Origin of the sequence: Falcatimonas sp. MSJ-15 (assembly GCF_018918265.1) — a bacterium.
In the GTDB taxonomy this organism is placed as follows: Bacteria; Bacillota; Clostridia; order Lachnospirales; family Lachnospiraceae; genus Falcatimonas.
In genome coordinates, this window is sequence record NZ_JAHLQC010000030.1 from 1 (window position 1) to 19,299 (window position 19,299).

Annotated in this window: 22 protein-coding genes and 1 tRNA gene; all 23 read left to right on the forward strand. The window is 37.0% G+C overall.

Features of this window, described 5'->3' with window-relative positions; all coding sequences use genetic code 11:
- The first annotated feature begins 147 nt into the window (after positions 1-147).
- Positions 148-402, forward strand: a complete 255-nt coding sequence (locus KQI85_RS15785; RefSeq protein WP_216576995.1) for a hypothetical protein — start codon at positions 148-150, stop codon at positions 400-402.
- Positions 403-412: 10 nt separating this feature from the next.
- Positions 413-616: a hypothetical protein gene (locus KQI85_RS15790; protein ID WP_216576996.1), complete on the forward strand. Its 204-nt coding sequence runs from the start codon at positions 413-415 to the stop codon at positions 614-616.
- Positions 617-662: 46 nt separating this feature from the next.
- On the forward strand, positions 663-3,527 hold the full coding sequence (locus KQI85_RS15795; RefSeq protein WP_216576997.1) for a hypothetical protein: 2,865 nt from the start codon (positions 663-665) through the stop codon (positions 3,525-3,527).
- Between the two features lie 48 nt (positions 3,528-3,575).
- Complete coding sequence (locus KQI85_RS15800; RefSeq protein ID WP_216576998.1) at positions 3,576-3,875, forward strand: hypothetical protein; 300 nt, start codon at positions 3,576-3,578, stop codon at positions 3,873-3,875.
- An 11-nt stretch (positions 3,876-3,886) separates the two neighbouring features.
- Positions 3,887-4,132, forward strand: a complete 246-nt coding sequence (locus tag KQI85_RS15805; protein WP_216576999.1) for a hypothetical protein — start codon at positions 3,887-3,889, stop codon at positions 4,130-4,132.
- The gene (locus KQI85_RS15810; RefSeq protein ID WP_216577000.1) at positions 4,122-4,604 is read left to right on the forward strand and encodes an HK97 gp10 family phage protein; all 483 of its coding nucleotides are present in this window, start codon (positions 4,122-4,124) and stop codon (positions 4,602-4,604) included. Before KQI85_RS15805 ends, KQI85_RS15810 begins: the two co-directional genes overlap by 11 nt.
- Positions 4,605-4,614: 10 nt before the next feature.
- Positions 4,615-4,929, forward strand: coding sequence for a hypothetical protein (locus KQI85_RS15815; RefSeq protein WP_216577001.1), 315 nt, complete (start codon positions 4,615-4,617; stop codon positions 4,927-4,929).
- A gap of 25 nt (positions 4,930-4,954) precedes the next feature.
- A complete protein-coding gene (locus KQI85_RS15820) occupies positions 4,955-5,308 on the forward strand; it encodes a MerR family transcriptional regulator (RefSeq protein WP_216577002.1) in 354 nt (117 codons plus the stop codon).
- 110 nt (positions 5,309-5,418) lie between these two features.
- Entirely contained in the window at positions 5,419-5,769 is a 351-nt protein-coding gene (locus KQI85_RS15825) for a hypothetical protein (RefSeq protein ID WP_216577003.1), read from the forward strand.
- Between the two features lie 107 nt (positions 5,770-5,876).
- Positions 5,877-6,419 carry a hypothetical protein gene (locus KQI85_RS15830; protein ID WP_216577004.1) on the forward strand — a complete coding sequence of 181 codons (543 nt, stop codon included), beginning with the start codon at positions 5,877-5,879 and terminating at the stop codon, positions 6,417-6,419.
- Between the two features lie 4 nt (positions 6,420-6,423).
- Positions 6,424-6,840 carry a hypothetical protein gene (locus KQI85_RS15835; RefSeq protein WP_216577005.1) on the forward strand — a complete coding sequence of 139 codons (417 nt, stop codon included), beginning with the start codon at positions 6,424-6,426 and terminating at the stop codon, positions 6,838-6,840.
- Positions 6,841-6,953: 113 nt separating this feature from the next.
- On the forward strand, positions 6,954-7,118 hold the full coding sequence (locus KQI85_RS15840) for a hypothetical protein (RefSeq protein WP_216577006.1): 165 nt from the start codon (positions 6,954-6,956) through the stop codon (positions 7,116-7,118).
- A gap of 5 nt (positions 7,119-7,123) precedes the next feature.
- Complete coding sequence (locus tag KQI85_RS15845; protein ID WP_117918489.1) at positions 7,124-7,333, forward strand: hypothetical protein; 210 nt, start codon at positions 7,124-7,126, stop codon at positions 7,331-7,333.
- Between the two features lie 250 nt (positions 7,334-7,583).
- Positions 7,584-9,308, forward strand: coding sequence for a recombinase family protein (locus tag KQI85_RS15850; RefSeq protein ID WP_216577007.1), 1,725 nt, complete (start codon positions 7,584-7,586; stop codon positions 9,306-9,308).
- Positions 9,301-9,759 carry a low molecular weight protein-tyrosine-phosphatase gene (locus KQI85_RS15855; protein WP_253293937.1) on the forward strand — a complete coding sequence of 153 codons (459 nt, stop codon included), beginning with the start codon at positions 9,301-9,303 and terminating at the stop codon, positions 9,757-9,759. The genes KQI85_RS15850 and KQI85_RS15855 overlap by 8 nt, the downstream gene beginning before the upstream one ends.
- A gap of 154 nt (positions 9,760-9,913) precedes the next feature.
- Complete coding sequence (locus tag KQI85_RS15860) at positions 9,914-10,699, forward strand: SDR family NAD(P)-dependent oxidoreductase (protein ID WP_216577009.1); 786 nt, start codon at positions 9,914-9,916, stop codon at positions 10,697-10,699.
- Between the two features lie 242 nt (positions 10,700-10,941).
- Entirely contained in the window at positions 10,942-11,925 is a 984-nt protein-coding gene (locus tag KQI85_RS15865) for a PLP-dependent cysteine synthase family protein (RefSeq protein WP_216577010.1), read from the forward strand.
- A gap of 106 nt (positions 11,926-12,031) precedes the next feature.
- Entirely contained in the window at positions 12,032-13,432 is a 1,401-nt protein-coding gene (locus tag KQI85_RS15870; RefSeq protein ID WP_216577011.1) for a lanthionine synthetase LanC family protein, read from the forward strand.
- A 217-nt stretch (positions 13,433-13,649) separates the two neighbouring features.
- Positions 13,650-14,270, forward strand: coding sequence for a TetR/AcrR family transcriptional regulator (locus KQI85_RS15875; protein ID WP_216577012.1), 621 nt, complete (start codon positions 13,650-13,652; stop codon positions 14,268-14,270).
- A gap of 444 nt (positions 14,271-14,714) precedes the next feature.
- Positions 14,715-16,508, forward strand: coding sequence for an ABC transporter ATP-binding protein (locus KQI85_RS15880; protein WP_253293938.1), 1,794 nt, complete (start codon positions 14,715-14,717; stop codon positions 16,506-16,508).
- Positions 16,505-18,244 carry an ABC transporter ATP-binding protein gene (locus tag KQI85_RS15885; protein ID WP_216577013.1) on the forward strand — a complete coding sequence of 580 codons (1,740 nt, stop codon included), beginning with the start codon at positions 16,505-16,507 and terminating at the stop codon, positions 18,242-18,244. The genes KQI85_RS15880 and KQI85_RS15885 overlap by 4 nt, the downstream gene beginning before the upstream one ends.
- Before the next feature lie 130 nt (positions 18,245-18,374).
- Positions 18,375-18,923, forward strand: a complete 549-nt coding sequence (locus tag KQI85_RS15890; RefSeq protein WP_216577014.1) for a hypothetical protein — start codon at positions 18,375-18,377, stop codon at positions 18,921-18,923.
- Between the two features lie 140 nt (positions 18,924-19,063).
- Positions 19,064-19,136: transfer RNA gene (locus tag KQI85_RS15895), tRNA-Gln, on the forward strand.
- Positions 19,137-19,299: the final 163 nt, after the last annotated feature.

Below are 19,299 nucleotides of genomic sequence, written 5' to 3' on the forward strand. Positions count from 1 at the left end.
ATGTTTGTTATGATTTGATTCTTTAATATCATCATGAGTTCCTCCTTATAACCCATATATCATAACATTTGTACATTCTTATTTAATATTTATTGTACATATTTAAGTATAACTTTATACACAGCTAACTTAGCTGAGTATTCAGAGATGAAAACTCAGTGGGAGGAGGATAACAAGGATATTATTGAGGCTGAGAGATTGAGAACTAAGAGAGAGGAGCTCCTTAGTGCAGATCCAGAGGCATTAAGAGCCTTAGGTATTACACCTCCTCCAGTGCAGAAAGTAAGTAGAGCAGGGGAGGTAGAGGTAGATCCAGAACTTAAGGAACTTATGGAGGATCTTAGAGCTATCCATCCATCCGCTACAGATGCAGAGCTGGAGAAAATGGCTAAGTTGATGTAGGAGGGATCCTATGGCTGTAAATGATCTGGAATATAAGGAGCTCCGCTTAGATCTGGTAGACCTTACAGAGGGAGTAGTAGGATCATTCCTTTTTTATTATGATGAGGAGGTAAAAAAGATCTATGAGTTACCGCCTTACAAAAGAGGGGCGGAGCTGAGAAAGTTAGCAAGCAGAATAAAAGAAGATTATAAAACAGGGCGTATAGCAGTATAGGGGCTATACGCCTTATTAAATTTCACAGTAAAGGAGGTGTTTAGAGATGTTTGAGTTTGGAGCAAAATTAACCTTACATGATGGTATGGCTGGTGTTATGAAAAAGAATATTGAATTGCAGAGGCAGTTTAGAGAGCAACTTTCCAGCTCTGGTATAGAGATTGGTAAGCTCAACAAAAAGAAAGCAGATCCAGTTATAACAGCGCACGATAAGGCTACAGGAGTACTTAACAGCGTTAGGGAAAATATTGATAACTTATCACAGCAGAAAGCTCTTACTAAGGCAGAGGTACAGGATGAGGCTAGTAAAAAGGTTGATGAGATTGTAGAAAAAATCAAAGAGATCAAGAAAACAGCAGTATCTCCAGTTATCCACTTAAAGGATATGGTATCTCCTACTGTAGGTAAGATCAAACAGAGGCTTAAGGAAATTGCTACTACATATACTCCGATTGTAAGGATCAGAGATCTTGCGACACAGGGCATTTCTAAAATCAAAAACACATTAGGGGGGCTAGGATCTAAAGCGGTATCCGCTGTAGTAAGAATAAAAGACGGTGCTACCGCTGGGATCAATAAGGTTAGAGTAGCCCTTGCTACTGTAAAGAAAATCGTAGCCACGCCTGTTATAAAGGCTAAGGATGGGGCTACAAAGGTACTTAGTAAGGTAAAGAGCGGACTTAAGGCGGTAAGTAAAGTATTTACTCCGTTTGTAAAGCTCAAAGACGGAGCTACAAAGGTGTTAGGATCTATTAAATCCTCATTGAAAGATGTAGGAAAAATGGTAGCTAAGCCTATGGTAGCTGTAAAAGATGGGGCTAGTAAGGTACTGGGATCCATCAAGGACAAGCTCAAGAGCCTTGCTAAGGGAGTTACTGTAGCTGTATCGGTAGCTGGAGGAGCTGTATTAGGCGGAGCTCTCAATGAGGGGGCAAAGCTCCAGCAAAGTACAGGCGGTGTAGAAACGCTTTTTAAGGGCGATGCAGACAAGGTAAAAGAGTATGCTAATCAAGCCTACCAGACAGTAGGCATATCGGCAAATGATTACATGGAGCAGGTAACTAGCTTTAGTGCCTCTCTTTTATCCTCATTAGGAGGAGATACCGCTAAATCAGCAGATGTAGCAAATACAGCTATGGTAGATATGGCTGATAATGCTAATAAGTTTGGTACAGACATGGGTAGTATCCAAAATGCTTATCAAGGTTTTGCTAAGCAGAATTACACCATGTTAGATAACTTAAAGCTGGGCTATGGCGGTACAAAGGAGGAGATGCAAAGGCTCCTTAATGATGCTCAACAGCTTACAGGAGTTAAGTACAATATTGATAATTTATCAGATGTATATAATGCTATCCACGCTATACAGGAAAACTTAGGCGTAACAGGAACTACAGCGGATGAGGCAAGTAAAACCTTTAGCGGAGCTTTTGCTATGATGAAAGCCTCAGCTAAAAACTTGTTAGGTAATCTCTCTGTAGGAGATGGTAAGGCTGTAGCTAAGAATATGGGAGAGCTAGTAGAGAGTGCAAGTACCTTTTTCTTTGGTAACTTTGTACCGATGCTACAAACCCTATTTAGTAATCTCCCAGAGGCAATAAAGACAGCGGTATCTACAGTCACTCCTAAGATTAAGGAGAATGTACTACCGTTAATCAGTTCCATAAAAGAAACCATTTTTACAGGGCTTGGAAACATTGGTATTGATACTGGAGCACTCCAGACAGTATTAGATCAGCTATTCAATGTAAATATTAGCGGTGATGGATTTAAGGGTATCTTTGATAGTCTGAAAAATGGAGTTGTACAGGCGGTAAATATTGTATTACAGATTTTACCTAGTGTAATCAATTACATACAGACTTTAGCACCTATGGTACTTAATATCATCAATACGATCTTAAGCGGAGTGGGGCAGATCGTACCGTATATAATCCCTATAATTGATACTATAAGCAGTGTTGTAGCTACAGCTATGCCAGTGATCCAACAGATCATTACAGTAGTGGTAAATGCGATTGTAGCTATAATGCCTACACTTAGCTCTATTTTCACTTTTGTAGGAAATGTGATCCAGCAAGTACTTACTGTGATCGGAAATCACATGGGATTATTCCAGACTATTGTATCAACGGTGGTTACAGTGGTTTCTACAGTCTGGCAGGCTCTAGCCCCTGTAATTTCGGCTGTGGTCGATTTGATTTTAACAGTGGTCGATGGGCTCCTTACTGGTATTGAAACTGTGTTCAACTTTTTAGCCCCATATATACAGCAGATCTGGGAGAGCATCTGTGGATTTTTCGACAGTGCAAGCTCTACGATTACAACTATCGTAGAAACCATTAAGAGCGTATTTCAAGGCTTATTCGATGCGGTATCCACTATTTTCAGTGGTATCTCTGATGCGGTATCAACAGCGATCGGAACCGTAACGAGTGTGATAAGCGGAGCGATAGATGCTATCAGCGGTTTTGTAGATAAGATCGGTGGTGCAATCTCAAAGGCTAAGGATTTTGTAGGAGGTATCGGTGGTAAGGTTAAGAGTGCTTTAGGCTTTGCTTATGGTAAAGACAGAGTACCGTATGATAACTACCCAGCTATCCTCCATCAAGGCGAGAAAGTCTTAACCAGAAATCAAGCGGATCAATATGATAGGGCGATGAGTACGAGGGGCGTACAGCTCAGCGATGTTAAGCCTATAGATAGAGATCCAGATCCACAGGATGATAAAGGCGGTACAGGAGGTACAGGAAATCCACAGGATGGAGATACGCCTAAGAGTGGTGGTATCGGATCCGTAACGATTGAAAAGTTAGCGGATACGGTAATCATTGAGAAAGAGGCAGATACAGATAAGGTAGTTTCTGATATGGTAGCAAAATTCAAAAAGTTGTTACCTAATATGACTTAGTATCTGGAGGAGGTGTAAAGCCTCCTCCTTTTTAAGGAGATGATAAATATGTTTTTCAAGCAGAAAAAGCCAAAAGCTGGAGAGTTTGATTATGAAGTTGCAAGAATACAGAGAATGTTAGACTTTGTGGGAGAAACAGGAAAGCCTCTTAAGGCTCCTAATGTGGAGGCTATAATCTGTAATGATTGTGTAGTTATTCTGGATATAAAAGACGATGCAGGAGAGAAAGTATCCATGTGCGTAGTAAAGGATTTTCGTACAATTCCTTTTAGTCTTAATTTTACACCAGAACAGGTTGAGAGGTTTAATGGAGGATCTGGTGTAAGATCGAGAAACTTTGGAGGGTAGGAGGCTAAGCTATGGATGAAATCATGGAGAAAATAGGAGCTCTCATGGATAAGCTCAATAGTAAGGGTATGAGGTTCCCTGTAGGACAGCACGCCATAGTATGTAAAGATGCTGTAGTAATCCTTAGTGTAACAGAGGAGGGCTTAGGCGTTAATCTGGTAAATAATCGCTTAGATATGGATTATGAGCTAGGGATCAGTAATGAGGCTGTAGAGGCATTTATGGCGTTAGAGGAGGTGCAGGAGCTTGGCGAGTGATTTTGAGGTATTCGGATTAGATGAGCTTATAGAGTGCTTTGAGGCTCTGATAGATAAGTGGGAGGAAAAAAAGGTAGTACTCCTCAATAAGATCGGAAATATCTTAGCTGAAGAAATAAAGCCTTTAGTTCCTGTAGATACTTCCAGATTAGCGGATAGCTTTTCTTTTTATGTGGATGTGAGCGGATCGCTGGGGAGTGTGGAGTATGGAACTAATGTAGAGTATGCCTTGTATGTAAATGATGGTCATGTACAACACAGGAGATTTTTACCAGCAGAGAGATTATCAGCTAACGGAAAGAGTGTATATCTCAAAAAGAAAGATCAAAAGGGGATTATGCTTAGTGAGCGGTATATACAGGGTAAATTTTTCTTAGAAAAGGGAGCACAAAGTGCAAAGCCTAGAATAGAAAGAGCCTGTGATAGTTGGCTCAGAGATACGCTCAGAGAGGCGATAGGAACCTTATTATAGGAGGTGCAGGATGTTTTATAGTTATAAACCATATCTCCAGATAGCTCTCACTAGAGAATGTATTGTTACATTCGATAAAAACGGTGTGTATATTGCAAAAACTCCAGAGGAGGAGAAACTCCTTAGAGAGTACGCAAAGAATACCAGAAACTCATGTAACATTATTGAGGCAGGAGGAGAGCTGGAGCATGAGGATCTAATCCGCCTACATGAGGAGGCTGAGCAGAAATCCATAGCGGAGGCAAAGCAGAGAGCAAAAGCTAGAGCGGAGGAGCAAAGGCGGAAAAAAGAGCTACACGAGTTTTATAGTTTACTTAGAATGTAGATAAAAAGCAAAGGAGGGCGGAAAGATGTTACCAGATATACCCATAACAGAGCTATTTAGCTATCAAGAGTTTCCTATGGAGAGAGTAGCTCTTAGATGGTATAGTTCTAAAACCACAATGGAGATGCTGGGGATAAAAGAGAGACAGTTAAGAAGATACGCAGAGGATGGCAGGTTAGAGAAAAAATATAAAACCGTAAAAGGGCGGAGGAGAGTGTATTACTCTAACGTATCTGTATTAGCACTGTTACGCTATCTGAGTGACAGAAGAACACCCTCAGAAACAGAGGATAACGCTGAGGAGGGAACCGATGCAATAGATAGGTGTATAAATACATTTTTCCAACAGCTAAAAGAGCTTGTTAATGAGGAAATGTAAGAAAACCAGTAAGAAAAGTAACCTACTCACACAGAGGAAGAAACGAGCCCAGAGATGGGCGATATAGTCAAAAAGTGGCATTTTAGACCGCTTAAGGAGGTGTTTATAGCGTGTATGGAGAGAAAAGAGCCAGACAGGTAGAATATAAAGCCAGAAAGCAGAGAGAGAGCTTAGCAGGAGTATCTAATACAGCTCCTCTTAATGTACAGGTACGCTTAAGGGCTTACTGTATGATCTGGGAGCTTAAACAGAAATATTACAAAGCAGATACGCCTCTCCCTTATGTGAGTAAGGCAAGCCATAAGGCGGATGAGGAGAGGATAAAATCCTTAGAGGCTAAGATCATAAAAGGCGGATCCGATGAGGAGAGAGCTGTAAAGGCAATAGCAGAGGCTAAGGAGTATCTGGAGATTGTAGCAGGATCCAGAGTAAGAGATAACAGTAAATGTTTAGTATTTTAAGGAGGGCTTAGATATGGGCTTTTTAATCAGTGCAGACGAGGAGGAACAGATCCGCCAGTCAGAGGAATATAAACAGTACATGAAAGAACACAAGGAGGATAATAACAATGAGTAAAGTAACATTTAGAAGTAAAAAGCCATATTTCCAGCTTAGTTATATGGATGTATTCAACGTAGGCTTTATCACAGTACCAGTAGTAGGCGGAAAGCCTTATAAGGACAATATTGGAACTCCTAATATTGACTATGCAAAGTGTGAGGAGCTGGGTATTAAAGATCCAGACAGCGTAGGCTCTGGGTATCTCTTTAGAGAGGGAGCAGATCACAATGAGATTACGCTGGAGAATGAGGATGTTATTGAGGGGATTAGAGCCTATATTGCATCCAGAAATGATTATCTTATTGTAGAGCTGGAGGATGGGAAAGAGCCAGCAGATCCAGAGGGTACAGTATTTGAGTGTAAAACAGCCTTATATCAGCTATACCCAGCAATCTACAAAGGAGTATCTACAGCGGAGGGGAAAACCTTCTCCTTTAACAGAGGAGAAAAGCAGAACCGTTATATTACAAATGATGCGGAGGAGATCAAGATCCTTAGGGATTATATTAAGACCAGAGTAGATAATATGTTTACAGAGGTAAAGGAGTGATCCTATGTGTGAGGCTACTTTTAGATCGTCCACTCCACGCTCTTATCTCAATATAACTTATCCAGTATATGCAGAGGTTAATAGCAGTATTGAGCTAAAGGCAAACGGAAAAGGAAAGCAGGAGCTCATAGGAACTACTACCGCTGTATATTTCTTTTGTGAGGGGGCAGAGCATAACCAGATCTCTCTTACAGATCCAGAGGATATTATCAGAGTAAGGGAGCGGATAGCAAACGATCCAGACTATACAGAAATCTCTTGTAATGATGAGGCTAGGATGCTAGGAGCTGGATTTAGTAAGCCTGTAGGAGGCAGAGATCACTCTAAGCATATTGAGGAGCTAAAGCGTAAATATGGCGGAGATGAGGAGCATGAGTATAGCGATTGGGATAGAGATTTAATTGCAAAACTTAGACAGTAATAGATAAGGGCTATGGCTTAGCGTTGGTGCAGGCTGTAGCCCTTATTTTTTTTTGCCCTCAATGTTAAGGAATTTGATATAATATGATTAGGATAGATGAGGAGGTGGAGCCTGTGATAAGAATACCGATAGAGCTAAGGGAGTATGTAGAGCTGGAGGAGGGAAAGCTGGAGATAGTGAAACCAGTACCACAGGATTTACAGCCTTTAGTGATAGAATTACAGGGGATTTACAGGAAAAAGCAGGATTTTACAGATCTAGCGGAATACAGGAGGTAGGCGGTATGAGTGAGCCTAGAGTGAGATATGAGGATAATCTATATCATTATGCTTTACAGCAAGAGATAGCATCCTTAGAGAGGCATATCCACCATGATATAGATAACTGGGAGATGGATATGAGTAAGGAGCTCTTAGATGAGTTAAAGGACTTAGAGAAAAAGTGTAGATCAGTAAATCAGAGAATGAAAAAGGATATAGCTAGAAACTCATAGGAGCCCCTACAGGGCGTATAAGTACCCTTATATGATAAAGTGTAAGGGTAAAGAGGTAAAAGGGCTGTATGAGGCAAATAGAGGGCTTATTCATGTGAGAGCATGGGTAGGCTCTTTTTTAGTGCATGAAAATAATTATATAGCCCCTGTATAATTTTCCCCTAAAAAATGAGGAGGGCTGTGATTATGTTTATTAAGGCTAAGTAGAGCCACAGGATAATAAACAGGATCATAAAGGAGGATATACAGGATGGTAGATAATTGTGCAAGAGCTGTATTTTATGCCAGAGTATCCACACAGGAGGAGGAACAACTAAAAGCTCTCCCTAAGCAGGTGGAGGAGTGCAAGGATATAATAGCCTCTAAGGGCTGGAGGCTTATAGATGGTTATGTGGATGAGGGTAAGAGCGGAACTAAGAAAGATGGTAGAAAAGCCTATATAAAGCTCTTAGAAGATATGCAGGAGGATAAATTTGATATTATAGTTGTAAAATCACAGGATCGACTACAGCGAAATACCTTTGATTGGTATAAGTTTACTGATCTGTTAAACAAGAATAATAAAAGATTGTACCTGTATATGGATAACAAGTTTTATGAGCCCTCTGAGGATGCACTTATTACAGGTATAAAAGCCATATTAGCAGAGGAGTACTCCAGAGATCTTAGTAAAAAGCTCAATAACTCAAACAAGAGGAGAATAGAGAAAGCAAAGGCAGGAGAGGAGGTATCTGCTATGGGTAACGGTCAAACATACGGTTATAGTATTGTAAATGGAAAGTGGGTAGTAGATGAGAGCCAGAGAGAAGTAGTAAGAAGAATGTACGAGCTTTATACAGAGCTCCATAGTGTACGCAAAGTGAGGGATGCACTCAATGAGCAGGGATACAGGAACCAGAGAGGAAACCTTTTCACGGATGAGAATATAGGCAGAATTGTAAAGAATGTGATGCACAAAGGCTGGGTTATACTTAACAGACATCATAGAGATTTTGCCAGTAAGGAGATAATAGAGAAATCTGAGGAGGAGTGGGTAATAGTTAAGAACGATCACGAGGCTATAGTATCTGAGGAGCTGTGGGATGCTGTAAATGATGAGATCCAGAGCCATAGAAACAAGGGAAACTCTGGAACTAGAGGAAAAAGAGGAGGTACTGATCTCCTTAGCGGTAAGATGGTATGTAGTTGTTGTGGTAGAGTACTCTGGAAACACGCCTCGCAGGGCTCATACAAGAGCAAACAGGGCAGGAAATACACATATAAACGCTATACACAATGGTACTGTAGTGGTAAAATGGGTAGAGGGGAGTTAGCCTGTACAGATCCAGCTACCATATCTGGAGTAAAGCTACAAAAGTATCTGGTAGAGATGGCGGATATGTTTTTAGATTACAGTACGGTAGAGTATAGCAAAAACCTCTTAAAGAGGCGTACTATAAGCTGGTTAGAGGATCTTAAGGATAAGCTGACAACTCCTAACGATAATGGAAAGATAGAGCAGGATCTAAAGGCTCTGGAGGGTAAGAGAGGCAAGCTCATAGATCTCTATACAGATGAGCTTATCAGCAAAGAGGAATTTAAGAGCAGATCTGTAGATCTGGATGCAGAGATAGAGAAAAAGAGAGCTCTCTTAGTGCCTGTAGAGGAAAATCCAGACATTAAAGCTATCGAGGATACCATAGCTAACATAGATGCAGAGATAGAGGCATTATTTGAGGATGAGGCTATGGTAGAGGAGAAAAAGGTACAATTCATACAGGAGCACATTAAAAAGATCTATGTATCTAAGAATAGTGATGTTTTTATAGTTCTTGATAATGTGGCTGGGGCTTTCCTTTTCATAGATAAAGAAGATACGAGGATCGAGGTAGTACCTGTAGCAGAGTATAACCCAGAGGAATTAAGCGAGGAGGGTATAACAGAGAATGACTTTGTACCGTTTGATAGGGAAAGTATGCCGTTCCCCAATGTCTGAATTCATTCTAAAGGACATGGTAGAGAAGCGTGGCATACAATCACAATTTGAGATAGCATCTGCTGCGACAAGCACAGAAGAGATATGGAATGGAAGAGGTAATCCAATCTATCCTCCGGCACAGGCAGAACTTAGAAGACATGGAATCGGTGCGACTGCATATACTAATTTCGCATCTAAAAGAGCAAGGCAAGTTACAAGAGAAGACTATGAATATTATGACTACTTATTATGTGCAGATACCAATAATATTCGCAATACAATACGAATAACAGGAGCAGACACAGAGAATAAGATAAGACTTCTTCTAGACTACGCAGAAGATGAGAGATTTCGAGGCAAGTCTATAGCAGATCCATGGTATTCAGGCAATTTCGAAGACACATATAGAGATGTTGTTAATGGCTGTATGGGACTTCTTAAGACACTTGAGTCAGAAGGAAAAATATAATATTAATAATTTACATCTATCAGAAAACATACTTTTGCTATAAGTAAAACCTATAACCAATTCCAATTTTTATGAATTATCCAATTTTTGTAAAAAGTGATATTATGTAATTATAATAATCCTATCGGAAGAGTAGGAAAAGGAGATGCAATATATGAGCAAGTTAGAATTTGCAGGAAAGAGTGTTGTTATAACTGGTGCAGCAGCAGGCATGGGTAAGGCAATAACTATTAATTTTCTTAAAAATGGAGCAACTGTTGTTGCAGTTGATATTAATGGGAATGCATTAGATGAATTAAGCAGAGAATTAAAAGATAATTATTCTGAAGATATTGTGAAGAATTTTATTCCTTTTGTAGGAGATATATCTAATCAGGAAGTTAATGAAGCGATGATAGAGAGAGCGATAAGTGCGACAGGCGAGATTAATGTACTTGTTAATAATGCAGGTGTGGCAGGACATAGCGAACCGATTACAGAGACCACGAATGAAGACTGGAACAGAATAATTAATATTAATCTTAATGGGCCAATGTATGCGATAAGAGCAACTGTAAATAAGATGATTAAGCAAAAAAATGGTGGTAATATTGTAACTATAGCTTCAGTTGCAGGAATAAAGGGATGTAGATCAAGTGTTGCATATAGTGTTGCAAAGCATGGACTTGTTGGCTTATGTGAGCATACAGCATATGCTTATATGCATCAGGGAATAAGAAGTAATATTGTATGTCCAGGTGCGATAAGGACAGGAATGATTAGTAAACCGGAATTGGAGAGTGAGTTTGGCAGATCAAGAATTATGTCAGGAATGGATCCACAATTTGTATTTGGAGATACATCAGATATATCAGAAGCAGTTGTCTATCTTGCAAGTGATAGAGCCAAGTTCATTAATGGAGCTAAGCTTGTTGTTGACGGCGGAATATCTTGCAATTAAGAATTATTTCAATAATATATTAGTAGCAAGTATTAACATAATTCTGTGAATACAGTAATTTATGAAGATTTGATACGATCTAGCAATGCGGAAAATTCTTAGAAATATAGCAATTGGATTTGATGTATTAATGAGTAGTAAAATTTGTTTTTAATATTTGTATTATAAAAATATGTATAACAGGAAAAATATATAACAGAAAGAACATACAACATAAAACATATACAACGGAGGAAAAAATCATGGCAAATATACATAAATCAATAACAGAGTTAGTAGGACATACACCACTTGTAGAACTTACTAATTTTAATAAAAATAATAACCTTAAGGCGACTTTAATAGGTAAACTTGAATATTTTAATCCAAGTGGAAGTATCAAAGATAGAGCAGCTCTTAATATGATTGAAAAAGCTGAAGCCGAAGGTAAATTAAAGCCAGGTGGAACTATTGTTGAGAGTACAAGTGGTAATACAGGAATATCGCTTGCAGCATTCGCAGCAGCAAGAGGTTATCATTTACATATATTCATGGAGCCGGGCTGTACACCTGAGAGAGTTCAGATTTTAAAAGCATATGGAACAACAGTACAGTATTACAAAGATATTCCCGGATTTGATGATATTATTGCTAAGTATGGATTTGATAAAGAGAGAATTATTGCAGCAATGCAGAAGTTCTGTGATGATAATGGATATTATTATACAAACCAGCTTACTAATGATGCTAATTGGCAGGCACATATCAAGTCAACAGGTCCGGAGATAGTAGAAGATACGGATGGACAGGTAGATTATGCAGTTATGCTCGCCGGAACAGCAGGAACACTTACAGGGGTTGGTCTGTATCTTAAAGAGCATATACCTGGAATTAAGATTATAGGAGTTCAGCCTAATCTTGAATCAATGTACAAACCCGGTGAAGACAGAGATACAATAGATGGTGTTGTTCATTTTGATAATGATGGAAAAGTAACCCATCCATTCATTGTTAAAAATAATTTTCATTGTGATGAAGTTATTGATGTTGATGGAACAGAGACTTATGCGACTGCAAGAGAACTTGCAAAGAGTGATGGAATATTTGCTGGAGCATCAGCTGCTGCAGCAGTACTTGCAACTAAAAAAGTTGCATTAAGACCGGAGAATGAAGGCAAGAAAATAGTAGTTATATTACCAGATGATGGAACAAAATATCTATCAACAAGAATGTATGAAATAGACTAAGATATTAAGTTATTAAAGATACTATAATAAGCGAAGATTGGCAGGCAAAATATCAGTAGGTATAGATATTGATAATTAGAGTAATTAAGTTAGGAGTGAATATGTAATGGAGTTCAAAAGAGAAAAAGTAGATAATGCAGATATTTTTCTTGATAATATAGAAAAAGGCGAGAGTTATGTTCACTCTTTTCTTAAAAAAACAGAGGATGGAATATGTTCGGTAGAACTTAATAATTATGCAAAACATAATCTTTATGTTGGAACAGCCGGAATACTTCATATGTATGTTGAATTGTATCAGGTATTAAAAAAAGATGAATATAGAGTTATTATTGATAATATGACACAGTTCCTTGAAAAACATGTTTTTGACGGTATTGAGATTGCTAAAAAAGAAGGCGAATTTGTGCCTGGAATGTCACAGGCATTCTATAGTGGAATTGGTGGAATAGGTCTTGTACTTAATGAAGTATATCGTCTTAATGGAGATGCTCATGCAAAAAATGGTGCATTACAAGTAATAGATTATTATAAAAATACATTTACTAAGACAGAAGAAGGAATATATTGGTCTGGTAATTCACCGATATTTTTTGATGGTGGAATTATACTATTTCTACTTGACAGTTATGATACATATAGGAAAGTTATGGATAGCGATAAAGTATTAATCAATAATGATTTAGAGGTAGGTAACCATAATTCTAATAATGCAGATACAGTAATATCAGAGAATATGCAGAAAAATATAAAATGCTTGGATATGATAATTAAAGGCACTGATTATATTCTTTCACATGCAATAGAACATGAAGGCGGAGCGATTGAGATAGATAATCTTAATGTTGATTTTAAGCATAAAGAACCTAATTTCGAATTTGGAACAGCAGGAGCAGGTTATCTTTTTACAAAAGTATATGAATTAACAGGTGATGAGGAGTATCTTAATGCAGCAAAAGGATCAGTACAGTATCTAAAGAGTATTGCAGTCAGACAGAAAAAAGGTTATCTTATTCCATACAAACTAGGTAAATATGACGATCTGTTTTATCTTGGCAATTGTCATGGACCGGTTGGAACTGCCAAGCTTTTTTATGAATTATATAAAGTTACAGGTAAAGAAGAATATCTGTCCGAAGTGAAAGCTCTTGCAGATGGTGCGCATAGTCTAAAAGCACCATTTGAACAATCGGCAGGATTCTGGAATACGACATGTATCTGCTGTGGACCGGCAGGATATGTTCCATTTTATATAGGACTTTATAGAGCAACAAGAGATAAGGAATGGCTTGAACTTATACATAGAGTTGGAGAAGTGCTTGTTGGTAATAGGATGGATAATCATTGGAATATTGCATTTGATAGGACGAAGACTGATGTCATAACAGCACCGGCGGGATATTTTACAGGAACAGCAGGTATAGTGACAGCTCTCTTACAGATATATGCCATAGAGAAAAAACTTGATGGGATTACAGGACTTATTGACGATCCATATATTGGATAAGATAATATCGAAAAAGATTTTATATGTAAAAATTGCTTGACATATAAAGCCTTTTATATTATAAATATCAATATAACAGTGTTATATAACAATGTTATATTGCTGTGAAGTTATTTTGCTATCATTAGTATAAGACAGTAGATTTAAGAATAACTACTGTTAAAAAATTCTGACAAGTGGTATTATCTATGTATATATAGAGTAAGGAGATTAATGAATGGATAATCAGTTAGATACTAACGATAAGATTAAGGCTGCTGCTATGGAAGAATTTCTTAAGAATGGATTCCAGATGGCATCACTTCGCAACATTGTTAAGATTGCTGGTGTTACAACAGGAGCTTTCTATGGATATTACAAGAGTAAGGAAGAGCTTTTTGAAAGTCTTGTTGATGAACAGTATAATCATATAATGAAGATGTATATTGATACACAGAATGAATTCAAACAGTTAGATACAGATACGATGCAAAGCTCAATGGGTAAAGTATCCGGTGACTGTATGGAAGATATGCTTGATTATATGTATGACAATGTGAATGAATTTCGTCTTATTCTTATGTGCTCAAAGGGTACGAAGTACGAGAATATGATACACGAGATGTCAGATATAGAAGTTCAGGCTACGCATGATTTTGTGAATGCTATGCAGGCCGATGGCAAAGCGATTAAAAGTGTTGATCCAATGCTTGAACATATGCTTGTAAGTGGTATGTTTTCAGCATTTTTTGAACTTCTGATACATAAGGATGATATAAAAGAAGCAAAGTTATATCTTCATCAGCTTAGAAGCTTTTATACTGCTGGATGGCGAGAGATATTTGAGATTGAATTATAGTAGTTCACTTATAATAGAAAGATGTAATGAGAAACTTTTTCTTGGTTTCTCATTATTTTGAATCTTAGGTTTGACACAACTAATTATAATTAGAACTTGCATACCTTGATTAGGATATGCATACTTGTGCTATGTATATTCATAAAAATGCACGTCATAGAAAAATGTACATTAAAATATCATAGAAATATACATATATACATGCTACAAGATACGAATACATTCATTGTATATGTAGAATAATCAGGAAAGGCAATGATATATAGTTAAGCAATGATATATAGATTTTAAGAAGTGTATATAAGTATAAAAGCATCAAAGTTGGGGCTTTTGACCCCAACATCATATTTATAGAATGTACAATAAAAGTTATAAGTTATCGTCTGATGAAAGTATTTTACAATTGCCTAGGACATGATAGATAGAAAGAGGAGGAAGATGGTTATGAAAAAGGAAAAGAAGGAATCAGCCTTTAAAAGACTCATGAGATATGCCGGAAGTTATCGTTATTTTACATATGCATCAATAATAATGTCGGCATTTAGCGCAGTGGTTGCACTTTTTCCATTTGTATATCTGTGGAAGATAATAAAAGAGGTTCTTGATGTAATGCCTGAATATTCTAGGGCAGAAGGAATTGTGCATAATGGCTGGATGGCAGTAATAATGGCACTTATAAGTATGATTTTATATTGTATTGCATTATTATGCTCTCATAAAGCTGCATTTAGAATTGCAACTAATATTAAGATTAGTGCAGTTGAGCATGTCAAGGAGCTTCCAATTGGACCTATAGAGAACATGGGAAGTGGTAAGCTTAGAAAGATTATATCTGACTCAGCGGCGGCAACTGAGACTTATCTTGCACATCAGCTTCCAGATACTGCAACAGCAATGATTACACCGGTTGCATTACTTATAATGTTGTTTATCTTTGATTGGAAGCTTGGGCTGGTAAGTTTGCTGCCTGTTATAATTGCTTTCTTGTGTATGGGTGGCATGATGGGTAAAAAGATGGCAGAAGATATGAAGAATTATCAGAATTCATTAGAAGATATGAATAATGAAGCAGTTGAATATGTAAGAGGAATGCCAGTTGTAAAGACTTTTGGACAGTCAGTATTCACTTTTAAAAGATTTAGAGATTCTATAAGCAATTATGGAAGATTTTGTATATCATACACTAAACAGTGTAGAAAGCCTATGATAGAGTTTGAAGTTGCGATTAATAGTACATTTGCTTTTTTAACAGGAGTGGCACTTATCGTGACAGCTAATGGAGTAATAACGGAGAAGTTTGTAGTTAATTTCTTATTTTATCTAATATTTACGCCAATTGTGGCAACAACATTTACTAGGATATTATTTGCAAGTGAGAATAATATGGTTGTCGAAGATGCTCTTACAAGAATTGATGAACTTATTAATATGCCGGTTCTTGATAACAAGGATAAGAAAAAGAATGTAACTGATTATTCTATAGAATTAAGAAATGTAACATACAGATACGATAATGCAGCGACAAATGCACTTAATAATATATCAATGGTAATTAAAAATGGAGAAGTTACAGCATTTGTAGGACCTTCAGGTGGAGGAAAGAGTACAACAGCTGCATTAATTGACAGATTTTTTGATGTAACACAAGGTGAGATTCTAATTGGTGGTGTTAATGTAAAAGATATTCCAAAAGAACAGTTAAATGATATGATATCTTATGTTTTTCAAAATAATAAACTACTAAAAGGAACAATAAAAGAGAATCTTAAGATGGCAAAAAAAGATGCAACAGATGCACAGATAGAAAAAGCACTCCATCTTGCACAGTGCGATGATATAATGGCAAAATTACCTAATGGAATAGATACTGTGATAGGAACTAAAGGAATATACCTGTCTGGTGGTGAAACACAGAGAGTTGCAATAGCAAGAGCAATTTTAAAAGATTCACCGATTGTAATTCTTGATGAAGCAACAGCATTTGCAGATCCTGAGAATGAAGCATTAGTACAAAAAGCATTTATGGAACTTGGCAAGAATAAGACAGTTATTATGATTGCACATAGGCTTTCAACAGTTAAGAATGCAGATTGTATCTATGTACTAAGAGATGGCAGTGTATATGAGCGCGGAACACATAATGAACTTGTTAGTAAAGCTGATACTGGCAATAATTATAGACATATGTGGAGCGAATATGAGAGAACAATCGATTGGAAAGTTGGTGGACAGTTATGATAGAGAGACTTATGAAGAGGTATGCACTTACAAGACATGGTGCAAAAGATTTTATAAAATGTACATTAATAACGACAATTCAGAACATTATGCTTATGGTGCCTGTTGCGATAATGTATTATCTTGCAGGAGATCTTGTTAATGGGAGCATAAGCAATGAGAATAGAATAATATATATAGTAAGTTGTATTGCACTGATTGCTGTCTTTGGTATAATATTTTATTTTCAATATAATGCAGCATTCTTTTCTACATATATTGAAAGTGAACATAGAAGAATTAATATAGCAGAAAAATTAAGAACACTTCCACTTTCATATTTTGGTAAAAAAGATTTATCGGATCTTACAACAACGATTCTTGGAGACTGTACAGTACTTGAGCATAATTTTTCACATGTTATGCCACAGTTTTTTGGAGCGATTATATCAACAGTTATAATAGGAATAAGTCTGTTTTTCTTTGATATGCGCCTTGCAACTGCGTCACTTTGGGTACTTCCAGTGTCACTTCTTATAGTAGCATGTTCTAAAAGAGTTCAAAGACAGATATCAAGAACAAAGAGAAAGTATGTTCTTATACAGGAAGAAGGCCTTCAGGAATATCTTGAGACAGTTAAAGATTTGAAAGCTTATAATGCCGAAGAGAATTATCTTGTAGGTCTTAAAAAGAAGATGAAAGATCTTGAGAGAGAGTCTTTTAAAGCAGAAGTAAAAACAGCAATATATGTTATATCAGCTACAGGTCTTTTGAAATTTGGAATAGGAACAGTGGCACTTGTAGGTTCATCTTTGCTTTACAATGGAAAAGTTGACTTTATGACATTCTTAATGTTCATTATTGTAGTATCACGAATATATGAACCAATGCAGGGAACACTTATGAATCTTGCAGCAATAATAGCTCAGGATGCTAATATTGAGAGAATGAATGAGATAATAGAATATCCTGTTCAAAGTGGGGATGAAGAACCTGAAACGGATAGATATGATATTAATTTTACAGATGTGAGATTCGGTTATGAGAGAGATAATATCATACTTAATGGTATATCATTTACAGCAAAACAAGGCGAAGTTACAGCACTGATAGGACCGTCAGGCGGTGGTAAATCAACAGTATCAAAACTTGCAGCAAGATTCTATGATGTAGATGCAGGTAAGATAACACTTGGTGGAAAAGATATATCAAGAATTAATCCGGAGAAACTTTTATCAGCATATTCTATTGTATTTCAGGATGTAACACTTTTTAATAATACAATTATGGAAAATATCCGAATAGGAAAAAAAGGTGCTACAGATGAAGAAGTAATTAAAGCGGCAAAGGAAGCCAGATGCGAGGAATTTATTAAAAAGCTTCCGGATGGATATAATACAGTAATTGGCGAGAATGGTTCAGCACTTTCTGGTGGAGAGAGACAGAGAATATCAATAGCACGAGCACTTCTTAAAGATTCACCGGTTATTCTGCTTGATGAGGCGACAGCTTCACTTGATGCTGAGAATGAGACATTTGTACAGGAAGCAATATCAAGACTTGTACAGGATAAAACCGTACTTATAATAGCACATAGAATGCGTACAGTTTCTGGTGCAGATAAGATTGTTGTAATTGATAATGGAAAAGTTTGTGAAGAAGGAAGACCAGATGAACTTCTTAATAGAAATGGAATATATGCTAAGATGGTTCATATTCAGAATGGTGGAAGTGATATTAGAGAGAAGATGGCATAGAGAAGAACTTAGAAGATGAGTTTATATTATGAGAGATATTAAAATATTATCGCATAAGTATAGAGATTGTGCTATACTGTGTCTGTAAAAAGAAAGTACTTTTATAAATTATAAGTTGGAGGTAAATAATATGACAAAACTTGATAATTTTGTTAGTATGATGACAGGACAGTTTGACAACAAAGAACAATTTGACATAATGCAAAAATCAGGAAAAATATATCCTTATGCGAGACATGTAAATACAGTTTGCAACGATAAAATAGAAAATCTTCCTTTGGATTTTAATGGTAAGTTTGTCGTTGAGGAAAGTTATTATGAGACGAATGGTAAAAGTCATGCATCACCTCATCTTTTTCTTATAACAGAAAGTCAGGATGGAATTATGCTCTCATCTTATGAAATCCCAGAAGGTGAAGATAAAAATACATTTTCATATGAATCTATGAAAAATGTTGATTTTAATGCCTTAAAAAAATCTGCAAAGTTTACTCCGGCACTTTACCATTATAAGGATGGTGTCTGGGAAGGAGGCAGTACAAGTCAGTTTTCGCCAATAATGACATTTAAACTTTGGGAAAAATTTTCAGATAGTTGTCTAGAAGTATCTGAAAGTATGGAAGTTAATGGAAAAAGGACATTTGGATATGATGATCCTATCGTTTATAAGCGAATATAAACTATGAAAAGAACTTTGCAATAGCTACAATATAAATACAATATTCTCACTATAAAAAGCGCAGAATATTGAAAAAGTACTTGCATTATTAAAAACACTATGATAGAATAATTTTCGTCGCTGATGAGCGGCGAATTTAATGGGCTATAGCCAAACGGTAAGGCACTGGACTCTGACTCCAGCATTGTGCAGGTTCGAATCCTGCTAGCCCAGTTATTTTAAACCGGTTGTATTGATGTACAACCGGTTTTTTTGGTTCGTGTGCCTAGCGGCGCACGTTTCTAACGGGTTAAAGTCCCGAATCCACCCGGTAGTGGGAAGGATATAGCCGAAGGCAAGGGTGTCCACCGTGAGGCGGAATCTGAAGGAAGCTGGA

Excerpts from the sequence above, each read along its gene's own strand:
- KQI85_RS15785 (WP_216576995.1), top strand. The coding sequence starts at position 148 with ATGAAAACTCAGTGGGAGGAGGATAACAAGGATATTATTGAGGCTGAG.
- KQI85_RS15790 (WP_216576996.1), top strand. The coding sequence starts at position 413 with ATGGCTGTAAATGATCTGGAATATAAGGAGCTCCGCTTAGATCTGGTA.
- KQI85_RS15795 (WP_216576997.1), top strand. The coding sequence starts at position 663 with ATGTTTGAGTTTGGAGCAAAATTAACCTTACATGATGGTATGGCTGGT.
- KQI85_RS15800 (WP_216576998.1), top strand. The coding sequence starts at position 3,576 with ATGTTTTTCAAGCAGAAAAAGCCAAAAGCTGGAGAGTTTGATTATGAA.
- KQI85_RS15805 (WP_216576999.1), top strand. The coding sequence starts at position 3,887 with ATGGATGAAATCATGGAGAAAATAGGAGCTCTCATGGATAAGCTCAAT.
- KQI85_RS15815 (WP_216577001.1), top strand. The coding sequence starts at position 4,615 with ATGTTTTATAGTTATAAACCATATCTCCAGATAGCTCTCACTAGAGAA.
- KQI85_RS15820 (WP_216577002.1), top strand. The coding sequence starts at position 4,955 with ATGTTACCAGATATACCCATAACAGAGCTATTTAGCTATCAAGAGTTT.
- KQI85_RS15830 (WP_216577004.1), top strand. The coding sequence starts at position 5,877 with ATGAGTAAAGTAACATTTAGAAGTAAAAAGCCATATTTCCAGCTTAGT.
- KQI85_RS15835 (WP_216577005.1), top strand. The coding sequence starts at position 6,424 with ATGTGTGAGGCTACTTTTAGATCGTCCACTCCACGCTCTTATCTCAAT.
- KQI85_RS15845 (WP_117918489.1), top strand. The coding sequence starts at position 7,124 with ATGAGTGAGCCTAGAGTGAGATATGAGGATAATCTATATCATTATGCT.
- KQI85_RS15850 (WP_216577007.1), top strand. The coding sequence starts at position 7,584 with ATGGTAGATAATTGTGCAAGAGCTGTATTTTATGCCAGAGTATCCACA.
- KQI85_RS15855 (WP_253293937.1), top strand. The coding sequence starts at position 9,301 with ATGTCTGAATTCATTCTAAAGGACATGGTAGAGAAGCGTGGCATACAA.
- KQI85_RS15860 (WP_216577009.1), top strand. The coding sequence starts at position 9,914 with ATGAGCAAGTTAGAATTTGCAGGAAAGAGTGTTGTTATAACTGGTGCA.
- KQI85_RS15865 (WP_216577010.1), top strand. The coding sequence starts at position 10,942 with ATGGCAAATATACATAAATCAATAACAGAGTTAGTAGGACATACACCA.
- KQI85_RS15870 (WP_216577011.1), top strand. The coding sequence starts at position 12,032 with ATGGAGTTCAAAAGAGAAAAAGTAGATAATGCAGATATTTTTCTTGAT.
- KQI85_RS15875 (WP_216577012.1), top strand. The coding sequence starts at position 13,650 with ATGGATAATCAGTTAGATACTAACGATAAGATTAAGGCTGCTGCTATG.
- KQI85_RS15880 (WP_253293938.1), top strand. The coding sequence starts at position 14,715 with ATGAAAAAGGAAAAGAAGGAATCAGCCTTTAAAAGACTCATGAGATAT.
- KQI85_RS15885 (WP_216577013.1), top strand. The coding sequence starts at position 16,505 with ATGATAGAGAGACTTATGAAGAGGTATGCACTTACAAGACATGGTGCA.
- KQI85_RS15890 (WP_216577014.1), top strand. The coding sequence starts at position 18,375 with ATGACAAAACTTGATAATTTTGTTAGTATGATGACAGGACAGTTTGAC.